Annotated in this window: 27 protein-coding genes; 12 read left to right on the forward strand and 15 right to left on the reverse strand. The window is 70.0% G+C overall.

Annotated features, from left to right (window positions below; genetic code table 11):
- Positions 1–36: 36 nt before the first annotated feature.
- The 5 genes from ACX80F_RS04110 to ACX80F_RS04130 form a co-directional block, all read right to left on the reverse strand.
- On the reverse strand, positions 37–747 hold the full coding sequence (locus tag ACX80F_RS04110) for a hypothetical protein (RefSeq protein WP_459335119.1): 711 nt from the start codon (positions 745–747) through the stop codon (positions 37–39).
- Positions 748–904: 157 nt separating this feature from the next.
- Positions 905–1,645, reverse strand: coding sequence for an ABC transporter ATP-binding protein (locus ACX80F_RS04115; protein ID WP_459335120.1), 741 nt, complete (start codon positions 1,643–1,645; stop codon positions 905–907).
- Complete coding sequence (locus tag ACX80F_RS04120; RefSeq protein ID WP_459335357.1) at positions 1,645–2,631, reverse strand: ABC transporter ATP-binding protein; 987 nt, start codon at positions 2,629–2,631, stop codon at positions 1,645–1,647. Before ACX80F_RS04120 ends, ACX80F_RS04115 begins: the two co-directional genes overlap by 1 nt.
- A gap of 164 nt (positions 2,632–2,795) precedes the next feature.
- The gene (locus ACX80F_RS04125; protein WP_459335121.1) at positions 2,796–3,776 is read right to left on the reverse strand and encodes a branched-chain amino acid ABC transporter permease; all 981 of its coding nucleotides are present in this window, start codon (positions 3,774–3,776) and stop codon (positions 2,796–2,798) included.
- A 9-nt stretch (positions 3,777–3,785) separates the two neighbouring features.
- Positions 3,786–5,078 carry a branched-chain amino acid ABC transporter permease gene (locus tag ACX80F_RS04130; RefSeq protein ID WP_459335358.1) on the reverse strand — a complete coding sequence of 431 codons (1,293 nt, stop codon included), beginning with the start codon at positions 5,076–5,078 and terminating at the stop codon, positions 3,786–3,788.
- A gap of 367 nt (positions 5,079–5,445) precedes the next feature.
- Between ACX80F_RS04130 and ACX80F_RS04135 the strand changes: the two genes are divergently transcribed.
- Entirely contained in the window at positions 5,446–6,327 is an 882-nt protein-coding gene (locus ACX80F_RS04135; protein WP_459335122.1) for a Bax inhibitor-1/YccA family protein, read from the forward strand.
- 153 nt (positions 6,328–6,480) lie between these two features.
- Here ACX80F_RS04135 and galK read toward each other — a convergent pair whose 3' ends face one another.
- The 3 genes from galK to ACX80F_RS04150 are packed head-to-tail and all read right to left on the reverse strand — an operon-like array spanning position 6,481 to position 9,562.
- Entirely contained in the window at positions 6,481–7,638 is a 1,158-nt protein-coding gene (galK, locus tag ACX80F_RS04140; protein WP_459335123.1) for a galactokinase, read from the reverse strand.
- Positions 7,635–8,765 carry a galactose-1-phosphate uridylyltransferase gene (gene galT, locus ACX80F_RS04145; protein WP_459335124.1) on the reverse strand — a complete coding sequence of 377 codons (1,131 nt, stop codon included), beginning with the start codon at positions 8,763–8,765 and terminating at the stop codon, positions 7,635–7,637. Before galT ends, galK begins: the two co-directional genes overlap by 4 nt.
- Positions 8,762–9,562, reverse strand: coding sequence for a DeoR/GlpR family DNA-binding transcription regulator (locus tag ACX80F_RS04150; RefSeq protein WP_459335125.1), 801 nt, complete (start codon positions 9,560–9,562; stop codon positions 8,762–8,764). Before ACX80F_RS04150 ends, galT begins: the two co-directional genes overlap by 4 nt.
- Before the next feature lie 132 nt (positions 9,563–9,694).
- On the opposite strand from ACX80F_RS04150, the gene ACX80F_RS04155 reads away from it, so the two are divergent.
- Genes ACX80F_RS04155 through ACX80F_RS04170 form a run of 4 tightly spaced genes read left to right on the forward strand, consistent with a single transcriptional unit; the run spans position 9,695 to position 13,854 of the window.
- Entirely contained in the window at positions 9,695–10,606 is a 912-nt protein-coding gene (locus tag ACX80F_RS04155; protein ID WP_459335126.1) for an aldose 1-epimerase family protein, read from the forward strand.
- 34 nt (positions 10,607–10,640) lie between these two features.
- A complete protein-coding gene (locus ACX80F_RS04160) occupies positions 10,641–11,957 on the forward strand; it encodes an AI-2E family transporter (RefSeq protein WP_459335127.1) in 1,317 nt (438 codons plus the stop codon).
- Entirely contained in the window at positions 11,954–13,243 is a 1,290-nt protein-coding gene (ilvA, locus tag ACX80F_RS04165; protein WP_459335128.1) for a threonine ammonia-lyase, read from the forward strand. The genes ACX80F_RS04160 and ilvA overlap by 4 nt, the downstream gene beginning before the upstream one ends.
- Positions 13,244–13,254: 11 nt before the next feature.
- Positions 13,255–13,854, forward strand: coding sequence for a rhomboid family intramembrane serine protease (locus tag ACX80F_RS04170; RefSeq protein WP_459335129.1), 600 nt, complete (start codon positions 13,255–13,257; stop codon positions 13,852–13,854).
- Between the two features lie 21 nt (positions 13,855–13,875).
- Here the strand turns inward: ACX80F_RS04170 and greA are convergent, their stop codons facing one another.
- Entirely contained in the window at positions 13,876–14,367 is a 492-nt protein-coding gene (gene greA, locus ACX80F_RS04175) for a transcription elongation factor GreA (protein ID WP_459335130.1), read from the reverse strand.
- A gap of 204 nt (positions 14,368–14,571) precedes the next feature.
- Positions 14,572–15,006, reverse strand: coding sequence for a DUF4307 domain-containing protein (locus ACX80F_RS04180; protein ID WP_459335131.1), 435 nt, complete (start codon positions 15,004–15,006; stop codon positions 14,572–14,574).
- A gap of 87 nt (positions 15,007–15,093) precedes the next feature.
- On the opposite strand from ACX80F_RS04180, the gene mca reads away from it, so the two are divergent.
- Both mca and ACX80F_RS04190 read left to right on the forward strand, forming a co-directional pair.
- Positions 15,094–16,017, forward strand: coding sequence for a mycothiol conjugate amidase Mca (gene mca, locus ACX80F_RS04185; RefSeq protein WP_459335132.1), 924 nt, complete (start codon positions 15,094–15,096; stop codon positions 16,015–16,017).
- A 90-nt stretch (positions 16,018–16,107) separates the two neighbouring features.
- On the forward strand, positions 16,108–16,470 hold the full coding sequence (locus tag ACX80F_RS04190) for a hypothetical protein (protein ID WP_459335133.1): 363 nt from the start codon (positions 16,108–16,110) through the stop codon (positions 16,468–16,470).
- Here ACX80F_RS04190 and trhA read toward each other — a convergent pair.
- Complete coding sequence (trhA, locus tag ACX80F_RS04195; protein ID WP_459335359.1) at positions 16,467–17,108, reverse strand: PAQR family membrane homeostasis protein TrhA; 642 nt, start codon at positions 17,106–17,108, stop codon at positions 16,467–16,469. The two genes, ACX80F_RS04190 and trhA, sit on opposite strands and share 4 nt — an antisense overlap.
- Positions 17,109–17,408: 300 nt before the next feature.
- Here trhA and ACX80F_RS04200 point away from each other — a divergent pair, with 300 nt between their 5' ends.
- Together ACX80F_RS04200 and ACX80F_RS04205 are read left to right on the forward strand one after the other, a co-directional pair.
- Positions 17,409–18,176 carry an isoprenyl transferase gene (locus ACX80F_RS04200; RefSeq protein WP_459335134.1) on the forward strand — a complete coding sequence of 256 codons (768 nt, stop codon included), beginning with the start codon at positions 17,409–17,411 and terminating at the stop codon, positions 18,174–18,176.
- A gap of 148 nt (positions 18,177–18,324) precedes the next feature.
- Positions 18,325–19,650 carry a PhoH family protein gene (locus tag ACX80F_RS04205; protein ID WP_459335135.1) on the forward strand — a complete coding sequence of 442 codons (1,326 nt, stop codon included), beginning with the start codon at positions 18,325–18,327 and terminating at the stop codon, positions 19,648–19,650.
- A gap of 1 nt (position 19,651) precedes the next feature.
- Here ACX80F_RS04205 and ACX80F_RS04210 read toward each other — a convergent pair whose 3' ends face one another.
- On the reverse strand, positions 19,652–20,407 hold the full coding sequence (locus tag ACX80F_RS04210; protein WP_459335136.1) for a hypothetical protein: 756 nt from the start codon (positions 20,405–20,407) through the stop codon (positions 19,652–19,654).
- 58 nt (positions 20,408–20,465) lie between these two features.
- Here ACX80F_RS04210 and ACX80F_RS04215 point away from each other — a divergent pair, with 58 nt between their 5' ends.
- Both ACX80F_RS04215 and ACX80F_RS04220 read left to right on the forward strand, forming a co-directional pair.
- Entirely contained in the window at positions 20,466–20,972 is a 507-nt protein-coding gene (locus ACX80F_RS04215) for a prepilin peptidase (protein ID WP_459335137.1), read from the forward strand.
- 5 nt (positions 20,973–20,977) lie between these two features.
- Positions 20,978–21,457: an NUDIX hydrolase gene (locus ACX80F_RS04220; protein ID WP_459335138.1), complete on the forward strand. Its 480-nt coding sequence runs from the start codon at positions 20,978–20,980 to the stop codon at positions 21,455–21,457.
- 81 nt (positions 21,458–21,538) lie between these two features.
- Here the strand turns inward: ACX80F_RS04220 and ACX80F_RS04225 are convergent, their stop codons facing one another.
- Genes ACX80F_RS04225 through ACX80F_RS04235 form a run of 3 tightly spaced genes read right to left on the reverse strand, consistent with a single transcriptional unit; the run spans position 21,539 to position 24,429 of the window.
- Positions 21,539–23,014, reverse strand: a complete 1,476-nt coding sequence (locus ACX80F_RS04225; RefSeq protein WP_459335139.1) for a class II fumarate hydratase — start codon at positions 23,012–23,014, stop codon at positions 21,539–21,541.
- 21 nt (positions 23,015–23,035) lie between these two features.
- Positions 23,036–23,650, reverse strand: a complete 615-nt coding sequence (locus ACX80F_RS04230) for a carbonic anhydrase (RefSeq protein WP_459335140.1) — start codon at positions 23,648–23,650, stop codon at positions 23,036–23,038.
- A gap of 26 nt (positions 23,651–23,676) precedes the next feature.
- The gene (locus ACX80F_RS04235) at positions 23,677–24,429 is read right to left on the reverse strand and encodes a DUF4245 domain-containing protein (protein ID WP_459335141.1); all 753 of its coding nucleotides are present in this window, start codon (positions 24,427–24,429) and stop codon (positions 23,677–23,679) included.
- A gap of 153 nt (positions 24,430–24,582) precedes the next feature.
- Between ACX80F_RS04235 and glpX the strand changes: the two genes are divergently transcribed.
- Positions 24,583–25,635 (forward strand): class II fructose-bisphosphatase, encoded by a 1,053-nt coding sequence (glpX, locus tag ACX80F_RS04240; RefSeq protein WP_459335142.1) that lies wholly within the window; start codon positions 24,583–24,585, stop codon positions 25,633–25,635.
- Positions 25,636–25,671: the final 36 nt, after the last annotated feature.

Below are 25,671 nucleotides of genomic sequence, written 5' to 3' on the forward strand. Positions count from 1 at the left end.
GTCCGTCCGGGCGCTGGAGGACGGAGAGGTCCGGGGTCAGGTGTCGCCGGGATCGCGCCGGGCGAGGGCGTAGGAGGGTTCACGGACGCGGCGGGACCATTCGTACGTCGCGGCCCCTGCCAGGGGGTGGAGGACGGCGTCGAAGCGGAGATCCTCCTCCTCGGCGTCCGGGTCCAGGGCGAGCGTGAGGGTGCCGAAGTGCTGCCAGGACCCGACAGGCGTCGCGAAGAAGAGGCCGAGCTGCCAGGCGGAAGGTCCGAGGGCGCGCTCCAGGGCACCGAGCGAGGCGGGGAGGTCGGTCGGGCTGAGCGTGCGCGCACCGAGCAGCACGGGGCCGTCCTCGCCGCGGTAGGGCATCATCGTGCTGAAGGGTGCTCGGGAGACCGAGAGCCTCGGGACGAGGACGAAGCGACCGGGGAAGGACCAGCCGGTCGAGGAGAACAGGATGTCCGAGAACGTCGAGGGGGCGGACCCGTTCCCTGGGTGATGGACCCGTACCGCCAGTCCCATGATGTCCGGCAGTCCGTCCGGAGTGCCCACCGAGCGGGAGACACGGGCCGTCGCGGGGGAGCGGCCGGGCCGGTCGATCCAGGCGATGCCGCTGCGCAGGCCGTGCTCGTGGATCACGACCGTCCCGTCGAGCCGCAGACCGCGCGCGTGGATGGGGCGGTGCCGTCGGATCTGCTTGATCGCCCGGAACACTCCCTCGAACCCCGCGCCGATCGCGCCGCTGACCCGTCCTGCCATCCGCCGTCCCCGTCCGCTGCCCGTGCCCTGCTGTCCCGACCAACGGTAACGGGGCGCACGCGGGCGAGGGCGGAACCGACGGCGGTTCCGCCCTCGCTTGCGTTCGGGTCAGGATGGTGCCCGGTGCCAGGCCGGTGTCCGGCTCCAGGCGAGGCGATCAGGCGGTGTCGGCCAGCGTGCCGAGATACAGCTGGATGACCTTCGGGTCCTTCATCAGTTCGCGACCGGAACCCGTGTAGGCGTCCTTGCCCTGGTCCAGCACGTAGGCGCGGTCGCAGATCTGCAGGCAGCGGCGTGCATTCTGCTCCACCATGATCACCGAGACCCCGGCCCTGTTGATCTCGTGCACGCGCAGGAACGTCTCGTCCTGTTTCACGGGTGAGAGGCCGGCCGAGGGCTCGTCCAGCAGCAGGACCGCGGGATCCATCATCAGGGCCCGCCCCATCGCCACCATCTGGCGCTCGCCGCCGGAGAGCGATCCTGCTCGCTGCGCCCGGCGCTTCGCGAGTTCCGGGAAGAGGCTCGCCACGAAGTCGAAGCGCTCCTTGAAGTCCTTCGGCCTCTGGTACATGCCCATCTGGAGGTTCTCCTCGATGGTCAGGGTGGAGAAGACGTTGTTGTTCTGCGGCACGAACCCGACGCCCAGGCTGACCAGCTTGTTGGCCTTCAGCCCGGTGAGGTCCTGGCCGCGGACGATGACCGTGCCCGAATGCACCTTCACGAGCCCGAACATCGCCTTCAGCAGCGTCGACTTGCCCGCACCGTTGGGGCCGATGATCCCGATGAGCTCACCGCGACGTGCCTCGATGCTGCACCCGTTGAGGATGTTCACGCCCGGCAGGTAGCCCGCGACGAGATCGGTGACCTTGACGACCGAGTCGCCCGTGAATTCAGCCATTACTTCGTCTCCTCATCCTTGTGCGGGGGGTGTGCCGCGTGCGGCTCCCCTCCGAGCTCGACCACGCCGTGGCCGAGCAGCCCTTCGTCCTCGGTGCCGATGACCGATTCCTCGTCATGGGCGAGCTCCGCCTCGAGCCGCTCGATGCCCTCGGCGTCGCCGAGGTCCACGTCGTGATGGGCGCCCAGGTAGGCGTCGATCACGGCCTGGTCCTTCATGACGACGGCGGGCGGACCCTCCGCGACGACCCTGCCCTCGGCCATCACCACGACCCAGTCGGCGATGTGACGGACCATCTGCATGTCGTGTTCGACGAACAGGACGGTCATGCCCTCCGCCTTCAGGTTCTTGATGTGTTCCAGCAGCGATTGTGTCAGGGCCGGATTGACACCGGCCATCGGCTCGTCGAGCATCACGAGCCGCGGCCGGACCATGAGGGCGCGAGCCATCTCGAGGAGCTTCCGCTGCCCGCCGGAGAGGGACGCCGCGTAGTCGTCGCGCTTGGTGTCGAGTTTGAACTTCGCCAGCAACACCTCGGCCTGCTGCGTGATCTCGCGTTCCCTGCCGCCCCAGACGCCTTTGAACAGAGCCCGTGCAAGGCTCTCGCCGGGCTGGTTCGAGGCTCCGAGGCGCATGTTCTCCAGGACGGTCAGCTTGCCCATGACCTTCGTGAGCTGGAACGTGCGCACCATGCCCATCCGCGCCACCCGGTGCGAGGCGACCTTGGCCAGTGGCTTGCCGTCGAACTCCCACTCGCCGCTGTTCGGTGTGTCGAACCCGGTGAGCAGGTTGAACAGTGTCGTCTTGCCGGCCCCGTTGGGGCCGATCAGGGCGGTGATCTTGTGCCGCGGGATCTCGAGGTGCTCGACGTCGACGGCGTTGATGCCACCGAAGCTGCGGGTCACCTTCCGGGCGACGACGATGGGGTCGCGCTTGCTGCATCCCGGCCCCGTCTCCCCGACGGCGATCGGCTCGGAGTCGGTCATGTAGTCCTGGCCCGACGCGGCGGCACCGGCGGCACCGGCGGCCGGGCCCCCCGCGACGGCGTCGCCCGGGGCTCCCGCAGCATGGGCGCCGGACGCCACCGGAGCGGCGTCACCGGGGGTGCTGCCGGGGTCGTTGTCGTTGTGGTTCTCGCTGTGGTTGCCGCTCATGCGAACGCCAGCTCCTTCTTGTTGCCCAGGACGCCCTGGGGCCTGAAGATCATGAGCAGCATCAGCGCCACACCCACGAGGATGTAGCGGAGCTGACCCGCCTGTGAGTTGGTCAGGAACGTGATGGCACCGATCTCGATCAGCCCGTACAGGATTCCCTGCGTCAACGAGAGCACCACCCAGAAGATCATCGCCCCGACGACCGGTCCGAGGACAGTGGCCATGCCACCCAGCAGGAGGCAGGTGTAGAGGAAGAACGTCAGCTCCGTCGCGTAGTTCGCGGGCTGGACGGCCCCGCGCGGCAGCGTGAAGATGATGCCCGCGATCGATCCGAGGACACCTCCGATGATCAGGGCCTGCATCTTGTAGGCGTACACGTTCTTGCCGAGCGAGCGCACGGCGTTCTCGTCCTCGCGGATGCCCTTCAGCACGCGGCCCCAGGGGCTGCGCATGAGGAGCCAGACCAGGATGCACGCGATGGTGACGACGCTCCATGCGACGATCCGGATCCACAGGTCGCGCTCGTTCATCCCGAGCGGTCCGATGTTGTACCTCCCCGGGGGGAAGGGATTGAGCCCGAAGAAACCGCCCTCGAAGGCCGCGAGCCCGTTGGCCGAGCCGGTGACGCGCGTGAGTCCGTTCGTGGTCACGATGTAGCGGATGATCTCCGCGGCCGCGATGGTCACGATCGCCAGATAGTCCGCCCGCAGGCGCAGGGTCGGTATGCCGAGGATGATCGCGAAGATCACGGAGGCGGTGATGGCCACCAGGACGGCTACCGGCAGCGGCGCGTCGAAGGTGAGGGTCGAGATGGCATACCCGTAGGCACCGACGGCCATGAAACCGGCCTGCCCGAAGTTCAGGAGACCCGAGTAGCCGAAGTGCACCGCGAGGCCGAGGGCCGCGAGGGCGTACGCAGCCGTGGTCGGGCTGATCATCTCGCCGAAAGCGTTGATGAGGATGTTTCCGAAGTCCATGAAGAGCCCCTAACCTATGCGCTCACGGCGACCGAGGATGCCCTGTGGCCGGAAGAGGAGCACGAGAATCAGAATGAGCAGCGCCCCGACGTACTTGAGGTCTGCCTCCAGCCAGATCGTGGAGATCTCCACGAACAGGCCGACGATGATGGAACCGATGAGGGCACCGAAGACCGTGCCCAGGCCGCCGAGCGTGACTCCCGCGAAGATGAGCAGCAGGATCTGCTGCCCCATGTTGTAGGAGACCCCGGGACGGTAGTAGGCCCACAGGATCCCGCCGAGGGCGGCCAGCATGCCGCCCGTGACCCAGACGATCCTGATGACGCGGTCGACGTCGATGCCCGACGCCGCGGCGAGGGCGGGGTTGTCCGCGACGGCGCGGGTGGCCTTGCCGATGCGCGTGCGCAGGAGCAGGAAGGCGACCACGAGGATGATCACGAGGCTCACGATCAGCGAGGTGAGGTTGTTGCGGGAGATCGAGACCGAGCCGAAGGTGAGGATCTCGCTCTGCGACCCCGGCAGCTGCTGGGTGGCCCCGCCGAAGAAGAACTGGATGATGTACCGCAGCGCGAGGGCGAGGCCGATGCTCACGATCATCATGGGAACCAGTCCGGTCCCGCGGCGGCGCAGCGGCTTCCAGAGGCCGGCATCCTGCACGTAGCCGAGAAGACCGCCACCGATGACGGCCAGGACGATCGCCGCGGCGATCGGGAGCCCCACGGCGGAGAAGGCGAACGCGAGGACCGCGCCGACGGTCACCATCTCGCCGTGGGCGAAGTTGGTGAGCCCCGTGGTGCCGAAGATCAGGGAGAGTCCGACGGCGCTGAGTGCCAGGAGGAGGCCGAAGCTGAACCCGGCGAGCGCGCGCTCGGCGAGGGTGTCGAGGAACGACGCCTGCTGCGACACGATGCCCTCGCCGAACAGGAAGAGGGTCGTGGCGCTCGACGTGTTGGCGAGGGTCACCTGACGGGGGTTCTCCTGGCCCTCCGCGAGGGCGATGCCCTCGGGCAGTGTCTCCTCGTCGACCTCGACCTCGTAGGTGCCCTGCTCGGGAATGCCGATGCTCCAGGCGCCGTTGGGGCCGGACGTCGCTTCGCCTTCGAAGCCGTTGCCCTCCGCGGTGACCGTCACATCCGCGATGGGTCCGTCGGCGCCGCGGAGCACGCCGCCGATCCTGTAGTCGAATTCCTGGGCCTGGATGGTGGTGCCGGTCTGCGTCTGGTGGGCCGCGACGACGGACGACTGCAGGGACGCCTGCGCGGCAGGGGCGCCGAGCAGCACGAGCGTCAGGAGACCGAGCATCAGCAGCAGCGGTCTCCTGATCCGTGCAGGCGTGAATAGGGTGAACAAGATGGGAACCTCCGCGGTGGGGGCAGGCCCGGCGGAGAACCACCGGGAGCAATAGTTGTGACGAGTGTCACGGACGTGTGGATCATGTTACTAGGGGCTTGTTTCACGTCTCCGCAAAAGCATCCGCCGAAGATAGCGATTCGATAACGAAAGTTTTACCAAGGCTCCTTGGTATTGAATTTCCTGCCCGTCGTGATTCAGTTCGCTACGCGCCACGACGGGGCGTGACCGTTCGCCGGTCGGGAACGAACCCCGGGCCGGACCGTTGCTCTTGGTAAGGTACAGAGAACACCCAGCCCCCTGATGGAGGACTACAGAAATGGCACTTGGCGGTAATCCGGTATTCAACGGGAAGACCTTCCGTTCCGCGACCCGGGGCGGCAACCCGGCGGCGGGAGCCGGCACCACGATGTACGCGGGCCAGACCATGGCGAACCAGCAGCAGCTGGAGTACATGTACAACCAGCCGTCCGCCGGGCCTGCCCAGACGGGGCGCATGACCTTCGACGACGTGATCGTGAAGACACTGCTCTGCATCGGCGTCGTCCTGGTCGGCGCGGCGATCCCTGCCTTCGTCCTGCCCGGCCTCGCAGTGCCCCTCATGGTCATCGGTGCGCTCGGCGGCTTCGTCCTCGGCCTCGTCAACGCGTTCCGGCGTGAGCCGTCGCCGGCGCTGATCCTCGCCTACGCCGGCCTGGAAGGGCTGTTCGTCGGCGGGATCACCATGATCCTCGAGGCGCAGTTCCCGGGCATCGCCGTGCAGGCCGTCCTCGGGACGCTCGTCGTCTTCGGTGTCACGCTGGCGCTGTTCAAGAGCGGCAAGGTGCGTGCGACGCCGAAGGCCATGAAGTTCTTCATGATCGCGATCATCAGCTACCTGGCCTTCTCGCTGGTGAACCTCGGGCTCATGCTCTTCGGCGCAACCGAGGGCATGTTCGGTCTGCGGAGCAGCGGCATCCCTGGCACGGAGGAGATGTTCGGGTTCGAGAACGGGATCCCGTTCGGCCTCGTGATCGGTCTCTTCGCCATCTGCCTCGCGGCCTTCTCCCTCATCATCGACTTCACCTCGATCAGCGAGGGCGTCCGCAACGGCGCCCCCCAGAAGTACTCGTGGACGGCGGCCTTCGGCCTGACTGTGACGCTGATCTGGCTGTACGTCGAGATCCTGCGCCTGCTCGCGATCCTGCGCGGCAGCGACTAGCAGGAAGCGGTACCGCACAGCAGTACCGAAGAGCAGTACCGAACAGCAGTAGCCGACCGCTGAGGATCCGCGGTCGTGACGGGAAGGACCCGCACCCTCCGGGGTGCGGGTCCTTCGTCGTTCCTGGGCCGTCCGGCGGCTGCTGTGGCTGGCTCAGGCGACGCGTGCCGCGCCCGACCCGGGCAGGACGCCGAAGATGACCGGCGCCGGGAAGCCCGCGGAGGAGAACGCCGCCTCGACGGCGGCCCGGATGGCGGCGACGTCGTCGACGCGTGCCAGCGCAATCGCGGCGCCACCGAAACCGCCGCCGGTCATCCGCGCACCGATCGCTCCGGCGTCCAGGGCGGCGTCCACCGCGGTGTCCAGCTCGGGGCAGGAGATCTCGAAGTCGTCCCGCATGGAGGCATGACTGGCTACGAGGAGGGGGCCGAGGTCGGCGGGGCCCTTCCGGGAGAGGACGTCCACGGTGTCCTCGACCCGCGCGTTCTCGGTGACGACGTGGCGCACGCGCCGGAACGTCTCCTCGTCCAGGACGCCCGCCGCCTCGGCGAGGTCCTTGACCGAGAGGTCACGCAGGGCCGGTACGCCCATGAGCTCCGCGCCGAGCTCGCAGGACCGCCGGCGGGCCGCGTACCCCCCGGTGGAGTGGGAATGGCTGACGCGGGTGTCGATGACCATGAGTTCGAGCCCCGCACCCTCGAGGTCGAGGGGCACCAGCCGGGACTCCCCGGATCGGCAGTCCAGGAAGACGGCGTGACCCACCTCACCGAACAGCGACGCGGACTGGTCCATGACGCCGGTGGGTGCTCCGACCATGCGATTCTCGGCGAACTGCCCGATGGTGGCCAGTTCCCGCCGGGAGATCCCGGCCTCCGAGAGATCGTTCGCTGCCACGGCGACGGCGCACTCGAGCGCCGCGGAGGAGGAGAGCCCGGCCCCGACGGGGACCGACGAGTCGACCAGGATGTCCATCCCGGGGCAGCGGTAGCCGGACTGCTCCATGGCCCACAGCACGCCCAGGGGGTAGGCCGCCCAGCCCTTGACGCTACCCTCCTCGAGCGTGTCGAGATCCGCGGTCACGGGGTCCTCGTCCGGGGCGAAGGTCGAGGCGACCCGCACCACCCGGCTCGGGCGCACCGCCACGGCGACCGTCGTCGAGTGCTTGATGGCGAAGGGGAGGACGAAGCCGTCGTTGTAGTCGGTGTGTTCGCCGATGACGTTGACGCGGCCGGGGGCGGACCAGAGGCCGTCCGGTTCGGAACCGAAGCGGTCGGTGAAGGCGGCCGCGAGATCGTGGGGAGAGGTGTTCATGCCTGGTCCTTCCGGGCTGGGGCGGGAGTGGCGGTGCGGAGGGCCTCCGCCACCTTCTCCGGGGTGGTGTCGTTGATGAAGGCGCCCATGGCTGCTTCGGAACCCGCCAGGAACTTCAGCTTGTCGGCGGCGCGGCGGGGGGAGGTGAGCTGGAGGTGGAGGTAGCTCGCAGGGCGGAGCGCCGCGTCGATGGGCGCCTGCTGCCAGGCGGCGATGTACGGCGTGGGCGTGGGGTAGAGGGCGTCGAGCCGGCCGAGGAGCTCGAGGTAGACCGTCGTGAGCTCGTCGCGTTCCTCGCCCGTCAGGCCCGCGATGTCCGCGACCTGCCGGTGGGGGACCAGATGCACCTCGAGCGGCCAGCGGGCGGCGAAGGGCACGAAGGCGCTGAAGTGCTCACCCTCGATGACCATGCGGTCGCCGGACTGCCGTTCGGCGGCGAGGGCGTGCCCCATGAGGGTCTGCCGTCCGTCGGAGGCCTCGAAGAACTCGGAGGCCTTCCCGGCGAGGGCCGCGGCGCGCGGTGGGATGAACGGATAGGCGTAGATCTGCCCGTGTGGATGCAGCAACGTGACGCCGATGTCCGCCCCGCGGTTCTCGAAGCAGAAGACCTGCTTGATGCCGGGCATCGCCGACAACGCCTCGGTGCGCTGGGCCCAGGCATCGATCACGGTCCGGGCGCGCTCGGGCTGCAGGGACCCGAAGGATCCCTCGTGCGCGGAGTCGAACGCGACGACCTCGCACCGGCCGTACGCCGTCGTCGTCGTACCCCAGGCGGGATCCGCCGGAAGGTCGCCGAGGTCGGGGCCGAAGGAGGAGAAACGGTTCTCGAACACGACGACCTCGTAGTCGGAGGCCGGGATCTCCGAGAGGTTCGACGCCGTGGTCGGGCACAGCGGGCACTGGTCCGCAGGGGGCAGGTGGGTGCGCGACTGGCGGTGGGCGGCGACCGCGATCCACTCGCCGGTCAGGGCGTCGTACCGGGCGGTCCCTGCGGGCCCGCGCGGGGGCAGGTCGCGGGCGTCCCGCGTGGCGGCCGGGTCGCGATGCCGTGCGGCACCGGACTCGTGCGCGTCGAAGTAGATCAGGTCGCGCCCGTCGGACAGGCGGGTGGGGGTGACGATGGTCATGGGCGCTCTTCCAGGTGGGGGTCGGTGGCGGGGTCGCAGAGGATCCGCGTGTGGGCGGCGTAGTCGGCACCGGGGTGCCGGTCGGTGACGAGGGTGGCCGCGGCGTCGAGTGCCGCGACGCGCGCGAGGCTCACGACGCCGATCTTGCCGGCGTCGGCGAGCACCACGAGCCGCCCGCAGGTGCGAGCGAATGCCTGGTTGGTGTCCGCCTCGGCGAGGTTGGGCGTGGTGATGCCGGCGGTGGCATCGACGCCGTGGGCACCCATGAAGCACAGGTCGGCCCGGAGGGAGCCGATCGTGCTGGTCGCGAGCGGACCGACGAGGGCCTTCGACGGGGTGAGCTCGCCGCCGGAGAGCAGCACCCGGGGAGCGCCGTCGGAGAGCGGGGACGCGCTGAGCCTGAACAGCTCATCGGCGAGGGGCAGGGAGTTGGTGATCACCGTCAGTCCCCGGACCCGGCGGAGGAGCGGGGCGAGGGCGAAGGTGGTGGTGCCCCCCGTGACGGAGACCGTCATGCCGGGGGCCAGGAGGGACACGGCGGTGGCCGCGATCTGCTGCTTCGCGTCGCCGGCCCGTGTCCGGTTGGCGTCGAAGCCCGCTTCGACCGAGCTGAGGCTACCCGCGCGGACGGCTCCGCCATGGACCCGGACCAGTGCGCCGCGGGCCTCCAGGGTGTCGATGTCGCGGCGGACGGTCATCTCCGAGACCCCGAGTGCGATGGCGAGGCCGCTCACCCGCACGGCCGGCTGCCCGGAGAGGCGTTCAAGGATCGCCGCATGGCGTTCTGCTGCGAGCATGGCCCCTCCTGCCGGGAACGAGACGGAGACGAGATGGAAACGAACGAGTCCGCACTGAAACGAACAAAATCCATCATACGGGTCGATCCCTCTGCGCGGCAGGAAAAGTCGGCGCACAGGTAGCATCGCTGCATGGCGACTCCACGACTGGCAAGCGGCATCAACCACACCCTGCGGGCGGGCACCTCGACGGTCGTGGTCACCAGCCTCGCGGCGGCCCTGCGCTCCTACGAGTGCGACGGCGTCGCGGTCACCGAGACCTGGGGCGACGGCGACATCCCCGCCGGAGGCGGTGGCATCCTCCTCGCCCCATGGGCGAACCGCGTGGCCGACGGTCGCTGGTCGCTGCACGGCCGGGAACAACGCCTCGACATCACGGAACCGTCCAAGGGCAACGCCATCCACGGGCTGCTCCGCAACACCGGGTACCGGGCGGTCGACGTCGGACCCGCCCACGCCGTCCTCGAAGCCGAGATCTTCCCCCAGCACGGCTATCCGTTCCACCTCCTCCACCGCGCCGCCTACGAGCTCACGGAAGAGCAGCTCACGGTCACGCAGGAGCTGACGAACCTCTCCCCGGATGCCGCGCCCTTCGCGCTGGGCGCCCATCCCTACCTCAAGATCTCCGACGTGCCCACGGAGGAGCTGACGCTGACCCTGCTGGCGGACGAGATGATCGAGACCGACGACCGGTCGATCCCCACCGGAACCGTGGGCGTCACCGGGCAACACGACCTGCGGAACGGCCGGAGGGTCGGTGACCTCCGGTTCGACACGGCCTTCGCGTCCCTCCGCACGGTCGGAGGGCGCTACGAGCACGTCCTCGCCGCCCCGGACGGTCGCAGCGTCACACTCTGGGCCGACCCGGCCTTCGCGTACGCCCATGTGTACGTGAGTACCATCTATCCCGGAGTGGACAAGGCGGTGGCCATCGAGCCGATGACGGCCCCGGCCGATGCCTTCAACTCGGGGGAGGGCCTCCGGTGGCTCGAGGCGGGGGCGTCCTTCTCGGCCCGGTGGGGCATCGTCCCGGCTCTCGGGTAGCGGGCGCGCGCGGGTTCTATGGAAAGATTGGTCCATGCAGCGTCTCCGCGGAGCGAACCCCCAGCGCGCCCTGCAGCGTGCCGTGAGCCGTGGTGCTGTGATCCTCCCCGAAGCGCCGCAGCACCGGGCCGGCGCCCTGCCCCTCCGGACAAATGACCGCTCGGATGTCCCCTATGCCCTCCGCGTCGCGGCGTCCTGGGCCTGGCGGCTGGGACTCGTCCTCGTGGTCGGGGGCGTGCTGGTCTACCTGTTCACCTCCATCTCGGTCCTGATCATCCCGCTGATGGTCGCCGGCCTGCTCGCCGCACTGCTCATGCCGCTCAAGGTCGCGCTGCATCGCCGGAGCGTCCCGAACGGGCTCGCGGTGGCCCTCACGCTCGTCGGCTTCCTGGGCGTCATCGCGGGCGCCCTCGCGCTCGTCGGCCAGCAGCTCGTGGTCGGTATGGCGAGCCTGTGGGGCGAGGCCGTGGCCGGGGTGCAGCAACTGCTGGACTGGCTGGCGCGGGGGCCCCTGCAGCTCACCGCGACGCAGGTCGACCAGTACCTGCAGGAGCTCGGCGGAGCCGTCCAGAACAACAGCGCCTCCATCCTCAGTGGCGCCCTCTCCCTGGGCTCCACCGCGGGGCACGTCGCCGCCGGCATCTTCCTCACGGTGTTCGCGCTGATCTTCTTCCTGCTCGACGGCCCCCGGATCTGGCGGTTCGTCGTCGGACTCGCGCCGGTCCGCGCCCGGGCGGCAGTCGACGGTGCCGGGCGCACCGGGTGGCTGTCGATGGCGCGGTACGTGCGCGTCCAGATCCTCGTCGCGGCCGTGGACGCCATCGGCATCGGGGTCGGAGCCGCCATCATCGGGGTGCCCCTGGCCCTGCCGCTCGGCGTCCTCGTGTTCTTCGGCTCGTTCATTCCCGTCGTGGGTGCGCTGGCCACCGGCTCCGTCGCCGTCCTGCTCGCGCTCGTCGCCAACGGGTGGGTCAATGCCCTGATCATGCTCGCGATCGTCCTCCTCGTGCAGCAGATCGAGGGACAGGTGCTCCAGCCGCTCGTCATGGGCCCGGCCGTCGCCCTCCACCCGCTCGCGGTGGTCCTCGCCGTCGCCGGTGGCACGATCGTCGCCGGCATCGCCGGCGCCCTGTTCTCCGTCCCGATCCTGGCGGTCGTCAACGCGTCGGTCCGCTACATCTCGCGCAGGGCGTGGGAGCACGACGAGATCGTGCTCCGGCAGGGCTGGCCCGAGGGGGGAGGGTCCGGCATTAGCGGGCCGGTTCCGGCGGAGCAGGAGTCTCCGTCGGCACCGGCCAGCACCCCGGACCCTCCCGCCACGCCAGCACCCCGGAAAGAGACATCCCTGTGACCGAGCAGACCGCATCATCCACGCACTTCGCCACCGATCCCGCCACCGACCTCGCCGTGACCCTCGCCGACGTCGAAGCAGCGCACCGCACACTCGAGGGAGTCATCGCCCGCACCCCGATCGAGCAGTCGCGGGCCCTCGGACGGCTCACCGGGTCCACCGTGTCCTTCAAATGTGAGAACCTGCAGCGCGCCGGCTCCTTCAAGGTGCGCGGTGCCTACAACCGGATGTCGAAGCTGACCGACGCCGAGCGCGCCCGCGGCGTCGTCGCGGCGTCCGCCGGCAACCACGCGCAGGGCGTCGCGGTCGCGGCCGCGCGGCTGGGGATCGCTGCCCGCATCTACATGCCCCTCGGCGTCGCCCTCCCGAAGCTCGCCGCGACGCGCGGGCACGGCGCCGAGGTGGTGCTGCACGGACACAATGTCGACGAGGCCCTCGCCGAGGCCAGGAGGTACGCGGACGACACCGGTGCGGTGTTCGTCCATCCCTTCGACGACGTCGACGTGGTGGCCGGTCAGGGGACCCTCGGCCTCGAGGTCCTCGAGCAGGTGCCCGACGTCGACACGATCCTCATCGGCGTGGGCGGCGGCGGGCTCCTCGCCGGGGTGGCGGTCGCCGTCAAGGCGCGCGCGAAGGAGCTCGGGCGGGACATCCGCATCATCGGCGTGCAGGCGGAGAACGCAGCCGCCTACCCGCCGTCCCTCGCCGCCGACGCCCTCGTGCCCCTCACCAAGGTCTCGACCATGGCGGACGGCATCGCCGTCGGCCGGCCGGGCCAGCTGCCGTTCTCGATCATCCGGGAGCTCGTGGACGATGTCGTGACGGTGAGCGAGGATTCCCTCGCGCGCGCCCTCATCTTCCTGCTGGAGCGCTCGAAGATGGTCGTCGAGCCGGCCGGCGCCGTCGGCGTGGCGGCCCTGCTCGACGGGAAGCTGACGGAGGGCGGGGCCGACCCCGGCAACACCGTGGTGGTGCTCTCGGGCGGCAACATCGACCCGATGCTCATGCTGAAGGTCATCCAGCGCGGTCTCGCCGCGGCGGGACGCTTCCTCGTGGTGCGCATGCTCCTCGACGACCGGCCCGGCTCCCTCGCGACCATCTCCCGGATCATCGCGGAGTCGGACGCGAACGTGACGGGGGTCGACCACACGAGGGTGGGCGGGTCCATCAGCATGGGGGACGTGGCGATCACCATCAACATGGAGACCAAGGGCGACGAGCACTGCGAGCAGGTCCTCAGCAACCTGCGCGCGGAGGGCTTCCAGCCCGTGGTCGTCCAGGGGTGAGGGACGAGGACGTGCAGCCCCTCGCCCGCCGGGCCCAGGCCGGACTGATCACCGTCGTCGGTCTCGTCGCGGCGATGTGGGCGGTGTTCCTGGTCAACGCCGTCCTGGGGGACCTGCTCGTGAGGACCCTCGGGATCGGTCCCCGGCGCGTGGACGGACTCGACGGCGTCGTGTTCTCACCGTTCCTGCACAGCGGCGTCCAGCACCTGGCCAGCAACACCCTGCCCCTGCTCGTCCTCGGGTTCGTGGCCTTTCTGGAAGGCGCCCGGCGCTTCGCCGTGGCGATCGGCATCAGCTGGCTCGCGTCCGGCCTCGGCACCTGGCTCTTCGGTGGCGGACTGACAGTCGGCGCTTCGGGCGTGGTGTTCGGACTCTTCACCTACCTGATCACCCGCGGCTTCTACAACCGGGACTGGAAGCAGATCCTGCTCGCCGTCGTCCTGTTCATCGCCTACGGCTCCATCCTGTGGGGGGTCCTGCCCACCGCCGGCTCGAACATCTCCTGGCAGGCGCACCTCTTCGGGGCTCTCGGCGGGATTCTCGCGGCGTTCCTGCTCAAACGGAAGCGGCCCGCCCCGGGGAGGGCGGACCGCTTCGGGATCGGCTCGTAGCCGGTCGGTGCAGGAGGCCGATCAGCCCACGTAGGGGGTGGCCGAGATGATCTCGACGGTGATCTGCTTGCCGTTGGGCGCCACGTAGGTGACGGTGTCGCCGGCCTTGGTCCCCTGGATGGCGGCACCCAGGGGTGACTTCTCGCTGTAGACGTCGATGTCCGTGTCCCCGGCCACCTCGCGGCTGCCCAGGAGGAAGTTCTCGACGTCGCCGGCGATCTTCGCGGACACCATCATGCCGGGCTCGACGACGCCGTCGTCCGCCGGGGACTCGCCCACGTGCGCGTTGTCCAGCAGGTGGGTGAGCTGGCGGATCCTGGCCTCTGCCTTGCCCTGCTCCTCCTTGGCGGCGTGGTAGCCGCCGTTCTCCTTGAGGTCGCCCTCGGAGCGGGCCTGTTCGATACGGGCGACGATCTCGGTGCGACCGGGACCGGACAGGTGGTCCAGTTCGCTCTTGAGGCGGTCGTAGGACTCCTGCGTGAGCCAGGCGACGGGGGCACTGTTCGTGGACACGGGATAACTCCTTCGGTACGGCCGCCGCCGGGACGGCGGGGCTCATGGTCGCTCGACGGGCCGGCAGTGCAGCCTTGTGTCACCGGCAAGCAAACACCCCGCCTCGTGGGACCGGGTGGCCGGTACGCCGGTGAAGCGGGGCGATACGTGTTCTCCCATTCTAGAGGGGGGAGTGCCATAACCCAAGCAGTGCGTCCGCCCGGCTCAGTCCTCCACGATCCAGCAGGCGTTGACACCGCCGGACACGCCGGGCGAATCGAGGCGGACATCGGTCCGGTGAGCCGTCGTGCCACCGTCGTTGGCGCCCTCCTCGGCGCTGTTCGGGCCGATGGTGACGACCCTCCAGCCGACCACCGCATAGTTCTCGCTGAGCACCTGCACGGCGCACTGCGCGGTTGCCGTGCGCTCCTTCGTCACTTCGAAGTCGACGCTGGCCCGCTCGTCCGAGGCGAGTGAGAAGCCGACGTCCTTCGAGGACACCGGGGGACTGCCGGCGGTGAGGGCGACCGCGCCGACGGCCGCCACCGCGGCGATGATCAGGGCGAGGACCAGCATCCGCACGCGCCCCATGGGTTTCTTCGGCTTGGGGGTGCCGTAGCGATTGGCTACTCTGGATGTTGGTGTTCCGGCGGAGCTCACCCTCCCATTTTACCGTCCGTCGACGGCGGCCACTTCCGGCCCCATCAGTTCGCCCCCAGACATCCCCCGAAAAGCCAGGAGCGCGTGTTGCCAGCCCAGGATCAGCCCGGAGAGTCCCGCAGGGGACTCCGCCTCCTCGCCGTCCACGCCCACCCGGACGACGAGTCGAGCAAGGGTGCGGCCACCATGGCCGGCTACGTGGCAGCAGGGGCCGAGGTGATGGTCGCCACCTGCACCGGCGGTGAGCGCGGCGACATCCTGAACGCGGCGATGAACGACGATCCCCACGGCAAGCGCGACCTCCCGGGCCTCCGCAGGCTCGAGATGGACCGTGCCGCGGCCGAGCTCGGCGTCCAGCACCGGTGGCTCGGCTTCGAGGACTCGGGGCTGCCCGAGGGTGACCCCCTGCCCGACCTGCCTCCTGGCTGCTTCGCGCTGCAGCCGCTCGAGCGGGCCGCCGCGCCCCTCGTGAAGCTCGTGCGGGAGTTCCGCCCCCACGTGATCATCAGCTATGACGAGAACGGCGGCTACCCGCACCCCGACCACATCATGGCCCACCGGGTCGCCGTGGAGGCATTCGAGGCCGCGGCCGACGCGGAACGCTACCCCGGGACGGGTGAGGCCTGGAGCGCCTCGAAGCTCTACTACGACCGCGCGTTCAGCCCCGAGCGCCTCCGCGCCCTGCACTTCGCCCTCGAGGAGGCCGGCCTGCAGTCACCGTTCGCGGAGCGCATCGCCCAGTGGCTCGAGTCGGATGCCGAGGGGCACCAGCCGCCCGCCCCCACCCACCCGACCACCACGCAGATCCATTGCGCGGACTTCTTCGGGCACCGCGAGCGGGCGCTCCTCGCGCACCGCACCCAGGTGGACCCCGAGGGCTTCTTCTTCGCCGTCTCGATCGAGATGCAGCAGAAGGTGTGGCCGTGGGAGGACTACTCGCTCATCGCCTCACGGGTGGAGTCGCCGTTGCCGGAGGACGACTTCTTCGCGGGGATCACCGCCCACGTGTAGCGACTCCCGGTCCCGGTACCCGTTCTATCCCGCGTAGAATCGGGGCGGCGGTCACCGTGACCCGCTGCGAGTCCCGAAAGTGGTGCATGCGTGTTCCTTGACCTCAGCCTGGCTGCAACGACGATGACGCCGTCCGGCGATCCCACGCTGAAACCCGGACTGGACCCCGCCTCCGTGACGCCCGGGACGCTCGGATTCCTGGCGACCCTCTTCGTCGTCGTGATGGTCATCCTGCTCATCCGCGACATGGCCAAGCGCATCCGCCGTGTCCGCTACACCGCAGAGGTGGATCAGGCACGCGCCCGGCGCGACGCCGCCGGCGCCGTCCCCGGCACCGCCACTGACGGCGCGTCCCCCGAAGCGCCCGACGACGTCCGCCGGCCGGGCGCCCAGGGCCCGGACGATGCCACCCGCCCCATGCCCGGGGGGAAGCACGGCCCGGACAACCGCTAGGTCCCGATCGGGTCCAGGACGGCCAGCACGATCGCGACGAAGTGCGCCGCGAAGGCCGCGACGGTGAAGGCGTGGAAGAGTTCGTGGAACCCGAACACCCGGAGCGAGAAGTTGGGACGCTTGATCCCGTAGAACACGGCCCCCGCGATGTAGAGCGCACCCCCCACGCAGATCAGGACGGCAGCGGCGACGTCGGCCCTGAAGAAATCGGGCAGGTAGAACACCGAGGCCAGGCCCAGTGCCACGTAGATGGGGACGTAGAGCCAGCGTGGGGCATCCACCCAGAGATTGCGGAACAGCACGCCGGCGATCGCGCCGCCCCAGATGATCCATAGCAGTGTCCTGGCCTTCTCCGGCTCGAGCAGCGCCCAGGCGAGCGGCGTGTAGGACCCCGCGATGACCAGCATGATGTTGGTGTGGTCGAGGCGCTTCAGCACCACCCTCACCCCGGGGCTCCAGTTGCCGCGGTGGTAGACGGCGCTCACCCCGAAGAGCAGCACGCCGGTGAACGCGTAGATGGCGGAGGCGATCTTCAGTGCCGGCGTCGGCGCCAGCGAAACGAGCACGATCCCGGCCGCCACCGCCAGGGGGGTCGCCACCGCGTGGATCCAGCCGCGCCAGAGCGGCTTGGTCGCCATGGCGTCCGCGAGGGGTCCCGCCACCGCATCGACCGTGTCCTCGAACCCCGCGCCGCCGCTGCCGGCCGGGTCCGACGGACGGGGGTGGGGGGCCTGGTCGCGCGAGGTCATAGCCCGGATTCTAGCCCACGGCGGCGCGCCCGGAGCGCGGCGGGCACGGCATGCGCAACCCCGCGACGGCGTCGACGCGGGTCTTTGTGAGGCGACTGCCGGTACGGTAGGAAGAGGTATGCGGAGCGCCGGGCGCTCCGTCGCGACGACGCTCCGGACCGCCGGAGCACCGAGGAGGTGTGGCCGGGCGTGACGTGGAGAATCCCCGCAGTCGGCTACAGCTTCTACGAGCGCAGGCTGCAACGCGCCCTCTCGCCCGAGCGGATTCCCCACCACATCGGCGTCATGGTGGACGGGAACCGCCGGTGGGCGAAGCTCGCCGGGGCTCCCACGAGCCACGGCCACCAGGCCGGTGCGGACAAGATCCACGAGTTCCTGGGCTGGTGCGAGGAACTCGGCGTCGACGTCGTCACCCTCTACATGCTCTCCACCGACAACATGGGCCGGCCTCAGGAGGAGATCGACCAGCTCCTCGACATCATCGCGAACACCCTGGACCGGCTGGGCGAGAGCAACCGGGTCCGCGTGCAGCCCGTCGGCGCCCTCGACCTGCTGCCGGAGGACCTCAGCGGCAAGCTCGTGGATCTCGCCGCCTCCACGGAGAAGATCGACGGGATCCACGTGAACGTCGCCGTCGGGTACGGGGGTCGGCGCGAGATCGTCGACGCCGTCAAGGAGCTCATGCGGGACGCCGCGGCCCGCGGCGTGTCGCTGGAGACGCTCGCCGAGGAGCTGTCGGACCAGCACATCTCCTCCCGCCTCTACACGCGCGGCCAGCAGGACCCCGACCTCGTCATCCGCACCTCCGGGGAACAGCGTCTCTCCGGGTTCCTCATGTGGCAGAGCGCCTACAGCGAGTTCTACTTCTGCGAGGCGCTGTGGCCCGATTTCCGCCGCGTGGATTTCCTGCGGGCGCTGCGCGACTTCGGCCGACGCCAGCGCCGCTTCGGCTCCTGAGAGTTCACCGTTCCTTCAGCTCCGACACGACGGATCCGGCGGGCTCCGAGCGAACGCGGGGCGTAGGGTCGAGCCATCGACGGGGACCGGACCGGGACCCGCGCCAACCTACGACGTCGGGGCGTACCCACCCCGGAGCGGAGTCCATGTGGCAACGACCAGCACCCCATCACCCGAAGCATCGTCCGACCGTCGCAGCTACGTCATCGACACCTCGGTACTGCTCTCGGACCCCCGCGCCATCCTGAGGTTCGAGGAACACGAGGTGGTCCTGCCCGTCGTCGTGATCTCCGAACTCGAGGCCAAGCGGCACGACCCCGATCTGGGGTACTTCGCACGGACGGCGCTCAGGCTGCTCGACGAACTGCGGGTGGCCCACGGCGGACTCCACCGGGATGTCCCCCTCGGGGGCGGGGGAACGCTCCTCGTCGAGCTGAACCATGTGTCCCCGGATGTGCTCCCTGTCGGCTTCCGGAGCGGCGGCAACGATGCGCGCATCCTCGCGGTCGCGAAGAGCCTCGCCGCCGGGGGACGGAACGTCACGGTGGTCTCGAAGGACCTGCCGCTTCGCCTGAAGGCCTCCGCGATGGGCCTCCAGGCCGAGGAGTACCGCAGCGAGTTCGTCCGGGATTCCGGCTGGACGGGCGTCGTGGAACTCGACGCGACGGTCGAGGAGGTCGACGCGCTGTACGCCCACGAGGCGGTGTTCACGCCGGGTGCGGCCGAGCAACCGGTCAACACCGGTGTCGTCATGCTCTCGCCGCGGGGATCGGCGCTGGGACGCGTCGGGGCGGACAAGCACGTCCGCCTCGTGCGGGGTGACCGCGACGTCTTCGGGCTGCACGGCCGCTCCGCCGAGCAGCGACTGGCCATCGACCTCCTCCTGGATCCGGCGGTGGGGATCGTCTCGCTCGGCGGACGCGCCGGCACCGGCAAGTCCGCCCTCGCCCTGTGCGCGGGCCTCGAGGCGGTCCTCGAACGCCGGGAGCACCGCAAGGTGGTGGTCTTCCGGCCGCTCTTCGCCGTGGGCGGCCAGGAACTCGGGTACCTGCCCGGGGGCGAGAACGAGAAGATGAATCCCTGGGCCCAGGCGGTCTTCGACACCCTCGGCGCGCTCGTGTCGCAGGAGGTCGTCGAGGAGGTCCTGGACCGCGGCATGCTGGAGGTGCTGCCGCTCACCCACATCCGGGGCCGCAGCCTCCACGACTCGTTCGTGATCGTCGACGAGGCGCAGTCCCTCGAGAAGAACGTGCTCCTGACGGTCATGAGCCGCATCGGGCAGCAGTCCAGGGTCGTCCTCACGCACGACGTCGCCCAGCGCGACAATCTGCGCGTCGGCCGCCATGACGGCATCGCCGCCGTCGTCGAGATCCTCAAGGGGCACCCGCTCTTCGGGCACGTGACCCTCACGCGGTCGGAACGCTCGCCCATCGCGGCCCTCGTGGCGGACCTGCTGGAGGGGACGGAGCCCTAGGTCACTCGACGATCCACGGCACGTGCCGGCTCACGTCGCTCAGGTCCGGCGGCGCCGCCCGGAAGTAGTCGTCGGTCAGGTACTCGTCCACGCCGAGGATCTGCAGGTCGTGGCCGGCGCCCTGCGTCGGGCCGTCGAGCGCCGTCGTCGACACGCAGACCGCCGTGCCCACGTCGATGAGCACACGCGTCCTGCCCTCGCCGATGAGGGGGTGGCCGGGCGCCGTCGGAGTGTAGACGGCATTGGGGGTGAGCGTCGCGGCGAGCACCGGGCGACCGGCGAACACCTCCTCCGCGAGCTGCTCGACCTCCACCCGATTGGCGCCGGGGAACAGCATCGCGACGGGTGCGTTCCCCGCGAGTTCCACGGGGTCCAGCATCGAGGACCAGCGCGGATCGCCGAAGACCGCCTCGCCGTAGGCAGCCTCGGGCCGGCGCCGCACGAGCCCGGCGTCGTCGTACACGGGGGTCACGAGGCGCGGTGCGAGGAGCCAGGACTTCCGGGTGGCGCTCACGTACATCGTGTCGCGGGAGGTCTCGTTGCCGGTGGTGGAATGCAGCAGCGCCCCGTCCGCTGCCTCCACGCGGAGCGCAGCGGGCCTGCGCAGCCAGGCCGAGAGCGGGGGTGCCGTGTCGGCGCCCGACGCCGACGGCGCGCGCCAGGAGATCGTGAAGCGAAGGCTCTCCCAGCGCCACGGTGAGGAGCGGCAGAGCGACCGGAACGTCTCCTCCGGGCTGGAACTGTGCTGGGCCGACATTTCCACAGTGTAACCGCCGCTGCGCGGCCGGATCAGGGCTGTCACGTAGGTTGGAGCCGTGACCGCAGCGCTCGCCGACTACCTGGGCAGGGAGCCCGTGGCGTTCGTGCTCCTTGCCGCCGCGCTGGCAGGGTTCGCCGTCGTCGGGCTCCGCCTGAGCATTATCGACTGGCGCACCCACCGGCTCCCGGACCGCATCGTCCTGCCGTCCTACCCCGCGGCGATCCTGCTCCTCGGAGCGGCCGCCGGGACCGCGGGGGACTGGCAGCGGATCCAGGGGATGCTGGGCGGGGGAGTGATCCTGCTGGTCGCCTTCGCGGCGCTCCATCTGGTCCATCCGCAGGGGCTGGGGTTCGGGGACGTGAAGCTCGCGGGGCTCCTCGGCCTGTACCTGGGGTTCGCGGGGTGGGCCGGGCTCTGGTGGGGCCCGTTCCTCGCCGTCGTGCTCGGCGGTGCGTGGAGCCTGCTGCTCCTGGCGGCACGGCGGGCGACGCTGCGCACATCGGTGGCCTTCGGGCCGTTCCTCATCGCCGGGGCAGCACTCGGCCTCGCTGGGCTACCCTGAAAATCATGCCTACCCCGGACTTCGTTCTCGCCCTCCGCCGCGCGATCGGCCACGACCCGCTCTGGCTCCCGGGGGTCAGCGGCGTCGTCCTCGACGACGACGGGCGCGTGCTCCTCGGTCGGCGGGCCGACAACGGCGCCTGGGCCCTCATCACCGGCATGGTGGACCCCGGCGAGGAGCCGGCGGTCGCCCTGCGCCGCGAGGTCGAGGAGGAGACGGGGGTGATCGTCGAGGTCGAGTACCTGCTGGGGACGAACGTGGTGGGGCCGATCACCTTCCCGAACGGGGATGTGGTGACGTTCCTGAACCTCGACTTCCGCTGCCGGTGGGTCAGCGGCACCGCCCGCGTCAACGACGACGAGTCGACGGACGTCCGCTGGTTCCCGCTGGACGCCCTGCCGGACCTGAGTGCCCGCCATCTGGCGCTGGTGCAGGGCGCGGCGTCCTTCGACGGCGTCGCACGCTTCGTTCCTGACCCACCCTGACGCCGGGCGCGCGCACCGGACACGGACAGGGGCGCACCCGCCGGGTGCGCCCCTGTCCGGGATCCGAGGACTTCCTGCGGGTCAGGCCTGCGGGGGCCGCGTCATCGAGAGGACGTCGAGCGCCGAGTCCAGCTGCTCCTCGGTCAGCTCGCCGCGCTCCACGAAGCCGAGGGCGACGACGGCCTCGCGGACGGTGAGCCCCTCCGCCACGGCCTTCTTCGCGATCTTCGCGGCGTTCTCGTACCCGATGTGCTTGTTCAGCGGCGTCACGATCGAGGGGGACGCCTCGGCGAGGAACCGCGCGCGCTCCACGTTCGCCGTGATGCCGTCGATCATCCGGTCCGCGGAGACGCGTGTGGAGTTGCTCAGCAGGCGGATGGATTCCAGGACGTTCCGGGCGATCACCGGGATGCCCACATTGAGCTCGAACGCGCCGTTCGTGCCGGACCATGCCACGGTGGCGTCGTTGCCCACCACCTGCGCGCAGACCATGATGACGGCCTCCGCGATCACGGGGTTCACCTTGCCGGGCATGATGGAGGACCCGGGCTGCAGGTCCGGCAGGGCGATCTCGCCGAGGCCGGTGTTCGGGCCGGACCCGAGCCAGCGCAGGTCGTTGTGGATCTTCGTGAGGGACACGGCGATGGTCCGCAGCATGCCGGAGATCTCCACGAGGGAGTCGCGGTTGGCCTGCGCCTCGAAGTGGTCGCGCGCCTCGGTGAGGGGGAGCCCGGTGTCCGCGGCGAGCAGTTCGATGACGCGCGCGGAGAAGCCGGCCGGGGTGTTGATCCCGGTGCCGACGGCGGTGCCGCCCAGCGGCACCTCGGCCACCCGGGCGAGCGATGCCTCGATGCGCTCGATGCCGTAGCGCACCTGGGCCGCGTAGCCGCCGAACTCCTGGCCCAGCGTGACCGGGGTGGCGTCCATGAGGTGCGTGCGGCCGGACTTGACGACCGTCCTGAACTCCTCCGCCTTGCGCTCGAGCGCCTCGGCGAGGTGTGCCAGCGCCGGGATCAGATCCTTGACGAGGGCCGACGTCGCGGCGACGTGGACGGAGGTGGGGAAGACGTCGTTCGAGGACTGCGACGCGTTGACGTGGTCGTTCGGGTGCACGGAGGTGGAGCTGCCCGCAGCCTCGAGTGCGCGGGTCGCGAGGGTCGCGATGACCTCGTTCGCATTCATGTTCGATGACGTCCCCGAGCCCGTCTGGTAGATGTCCACCGGGAAGTCGCCGTCGTACCGGCCCGACGCGACGTCCTCCGCCGCCGCCTCGATGGCCCGCGCGCGCTCCTCGTCGAGCACGCCGAGTTCGGCGTTGGCCGTCGCGGCGGCCTTCTTGATGCGGGCGAGCGCCTCGATGTGCGCGCGCTCGAGGGTCGTGCCGGAGATCGGGAAGTTCTCGACCGCCCGCTGCGTCTGCGCCCGGTACAGGGCGTTCACGGGAACGCGCACCTCGCCCATGGTGTCGTGTTCGATGCGGTATTCCACGGCCTCCGCGCCGGGCGCAGCGCCCGTCGTCGAGGTGGATTCAGGGCTGGCTGCAGGCGTTGGAGTCATGCCGCAATTCTCACCGCTGCTCTACAGTGCGCCAAATCCTGACACCAGCACGGCGTTGCCCTCGTCCAGCCGGTAGGAGACGCCGATGACGGCGACCGACCCGGCCTCGACGGCATCGGAGATGACGCGGGAGCTGTCGACCAGTCGCTGCGCGGTCTGCTTCGTGTGCTCGATGACGGTCGAGTTGACGTCGGTGACGCCTGCCCGCCGTGCCGTCAGGACGGACGGCGTGATCCGCTCGACGAGGTCGCGGAGGAACCCCGTGGGCATGTCCCCGGTCTCGATCGCGTTCATCGTCGCCGTGACGGCGCCGCAGCTGTCATGGCCGAGGATCACGATCAGGGGGACGCCGAGAACGCTCACGCTGTACTCGAGCGAGCCGAGGACGGCGTCGTCGATCACCTGCCCGGCCGTGCGGACCACGAAGATGTCGCCGAGGCCGAGGTCGAAGATGATCTCCGCGGCCAGCCGCGAATCCGAGCACCCGAAGATGACGGCGAACGGGTGCTGGTTGTTCACGAGTGCGGTGCGCCGGGAGGCGTCCTGGTTGGGGTGCGAGACGTCGGAGGCCACGAAGCGCGCGTTGCCCTCCTGCAGTCGCTGCCAGGCGGCGGCGGGAGTCAGTTGCTGGGTCACGCCGCCCACTGTACTGTCTCCGGCGGTCAGGACCCGTCCGTGTCGGAAGATGACAGGCGCTCGGCCTCTTCCACCGCGTTCTGCCGGACGTCCTCGACGACGGCCTCGCCCACGGCGTCGAACTCGCTGAGCGACGCCTCCCCGTTGAGGATCACCGTGGCGCCGTCGACCTCGGACGTCAGCACCGTGTCCCCGTTGGACGCATCGAGGAGCTGCCATTCGAGCCCGCCGATGGTCCGCGTCCCCGAGACCTGCGCGTCGCCGACGCGCTGTGCGGTCCACGTGGGATTGGCGTCGTCGGTCTGGGTGAGCTGGATGAAACCGGTGTCCGCGGTGAGGAACCCGACCTCCCAGAAGTCCACCGCGTCGCTGGTTCCGCTGACCCAGCGGGCGTAGTTGGAGGACCAGTCCTCCGGCAGGGCCGGCGACGCCGGGAGATAGCCGGCGTCACCCGCCGCCTGCCGCGCGACAGTGTCGACGTCGAGGTCCCGCCGGTACGTATCCGCAGTGTAGGTGGGGTTCAGGAAGTAGACGGGGAGGATGACGGCGAGGGTCGCACCGGTGGCGATCAGCATGCCGCGGGCCGTGGAGCTGGCGCGCTTGGACTGGTTCGGCGTCAGCGTGATGGGTGGGGCGTCGTCGTCCGGGTCCACCGCGGGGCGGGCGCCGTCGGCCGGCGGGCGGGTCTGCTGCACGCCCGGTCGCGCAGCCGGACCCGGCCCGCCCGCCGAGCCTTCTCGTGTCCCGGGGGTCATCCGCTCATCGCCTTGGTCGCTCACCCTTCCATTTTCGCTGATACCGGCCACTGCGCCTAACGGACAGGCCTCCGGGGCGGTGCTCGCGGGCGCCGGCAGGGGGCGCGGAGCCGCGGGCGCGCCTATGATGACAGCACAGGACAGGTGCGCCCGCGTACCGGCCGATGACCTTCGACGATGAGGATAGACGTGTCCCAGAACGCTACGAATGCCCAGTACTCCACCCTGTCACCGGCCCTGGCCGTCGGGGACAAGGAACCGGACCGGAACCTCGCCCTCGAACTCGTCCGTGTCACGGAGGCCGCGGCCATCGCCGGCGGTCACTGGGTCGGGTTCGGCGACAAGAACCTGGCCGACGGCGCCGCGGTGGACGCCATGCGCTCGCTCCTGCAGACCGTGCACTTCAACGGCATCGTGGTGATCGGGGAGGGCGAGAAGGACGAGGCCCCCATGCTGTTCAACGGCGAACGCGTGGGCGACGGCAGCGGACCCGAGTGCGATGTCGCCGTCGACCCCATCGACGGCACGCGACTGACGGCGCTGGGCATCAACAACGCGCTCGCCGTGCTCGCGGTTGCGGAGCGGGGCTCGATGTTCGACCCGTCGGCCGTCTTCTACATGGAGAAGCTCGTCACCGGGCCGGAGGCCGCGGACATGGTGGACCTGCGCCTGCCCGTCAAGCAGAACCTGCACCTCATCGCGAAGGCCAACAACAAGAAGGTCAGCCAGCTCAACGTCATGATCCTGGACCGCGACCGCCACAAACCGCTCGTGGAGGAGATCCGGGCCGCCGGCGCGCGCACGAAGTTCATCATGGACGGCGACGTCGCCGGCGCGATCGCCGCGGCCCGCGTGGGCACTGACGTCGACGCCCTGATGGGCATCGGCGGCACCCCGGAGGGGATCGTGGCGGCCTGCGCCATCAAGTCCCTCGGCGGCGTCATCCAGGGCAGGCTCTGGCCCACCAGTGACGACGAGAAGCAGAAGGCGCTCGACGCCGGACACGACCTCGACCGTGTCCTGTCGACCGATGACCTCGTCACGAGCGACAACTGCTACTTCGCCGCCACGGGCATCACCGACGGCGACCTGCTGCGCGGGGTGCGGTACAGCAAGGACAAGGTCCTCACGCAGTCGATCGTCATGCGCTCGAAGTCCGGCACCATCCGCGTGGTCGACGGCGAGCACCAGGCCCACAAGTGGGAGACGTACGCCCGCGTCAGGGACTGACCGCCCGCCGCGGAACGGGCGGGGCGGCGCGCCCCT

Source organism: Arthrobacter sp. TMS2-4 (assembly GCF_054511075.1).

Coding starts and splice junctions, on each gene's coding strand:
- ACX80F_RS04220 (WP_459335138.1), top strand. CDS start 20,978: ATGCCTACCCCGGACTTCGTTCTCGCCCTCCGCCGCGCGATCGGCCAC.
- ACX80F_RS04125 (WP_459335121.1), bottom strand. CDS start 3,776: ATGGACTTCGGAAACATCCTCATCAACGCTTTCGGCGAGATGATCAGC.
- ACX80F_RS04110 (WP_459335119.1), bottom strand. CDS start 747: ATGGCAGGACGGGTCAGCGGCGCGATCGGCGCGGGGTTCGAGGGAGTG.
- ACX80F_RS04135 (WP_459335122.1), top strand. CDS start 5,446: ATGGCACTTGGCGGTAATCCGGTATTCAACGGGAAGACCTTCCGTTCC.
- galT (WP_459335124.1), bottom strand. CDS start 8,765: ATGACCATCGTCACCCCCACCCGCCTGTCCGACGGGCGCGACCTGATC.
- ACX80F_RS04210 (WP_459335136.1), bottom strand. CDS start 20,407: ATGTCGGCCCAGCACAGTTCCAGCCCGGAGGAGACGTTCCGGTCGCTC.
- glpX (WP_459335142.1), top strand. CDS start 24,583: ATGAGGATAGACGTGTCCCAGAACGCTACGAATGCCCAGTACTCCACC.
- ACX80F_RS04115 (WP_459335120.1), bottom strand. CDS start 1,645: ATGGCTGAATTCACGGGCGACTCGGTCGTCAAGGTCACCGATCTCGTC.
- ACX80F_RS04120 (WP_459335357.1), bottom strand. CDS start 2,631: ATGACCGACTCCGAGCCGATCGCCGTCGGGGAGACGGGGCCGGGATGC.
- ACX80F_RS04130 (WP_459335358.1), bottom strand. CDS start 5,078: ATGCTCGGTCTCCTGACGCTCGTGCTGCTCGGCGCCCCTGCCGCGCAG.
- ACX80F_RS04160 (WP_459335127.1), top strand. CDS start 10,641: ATGCAGCGTCTCCGCGGAGCGAACCCCCAGCGCGCCCTGCAGCGTGCC.
- galK (WP_459335123.1), bottom strand. CDS start 7,638: ATGAACACCTCTCCCCACGATCTCGCGGCCGCCTTCACCGACCGCTTC.
- ACX80F_RS04155 (WP_459335126.1), top strand. CDS start 9,695: ATGGCGACTCCACGACTGGCAAGCGGCATCAACCACACCCTGCGGGCG.
- trhA (WP_459335359.1), bottom strand. CDS start 17,108: ATGGCGACCAAGCCGCTCTGGCGCGGCTGGATCCACGCGGTGGCGACC.
- ACX80F_RS04225 (WP_459335139.1), bottom strand. CDS start 23,014: ATGACTCCAACGCCTGCAGCCAGCCCTGAATCCACCTCGACGACGGGC.
- ACX80F_RS04150 (WP_459335125.1), bottom strand. CDS start 9,562: ATGCTCGCAGCAGAACGCCATGCGGCGATCCTTGAACGCCTCTCCGGG.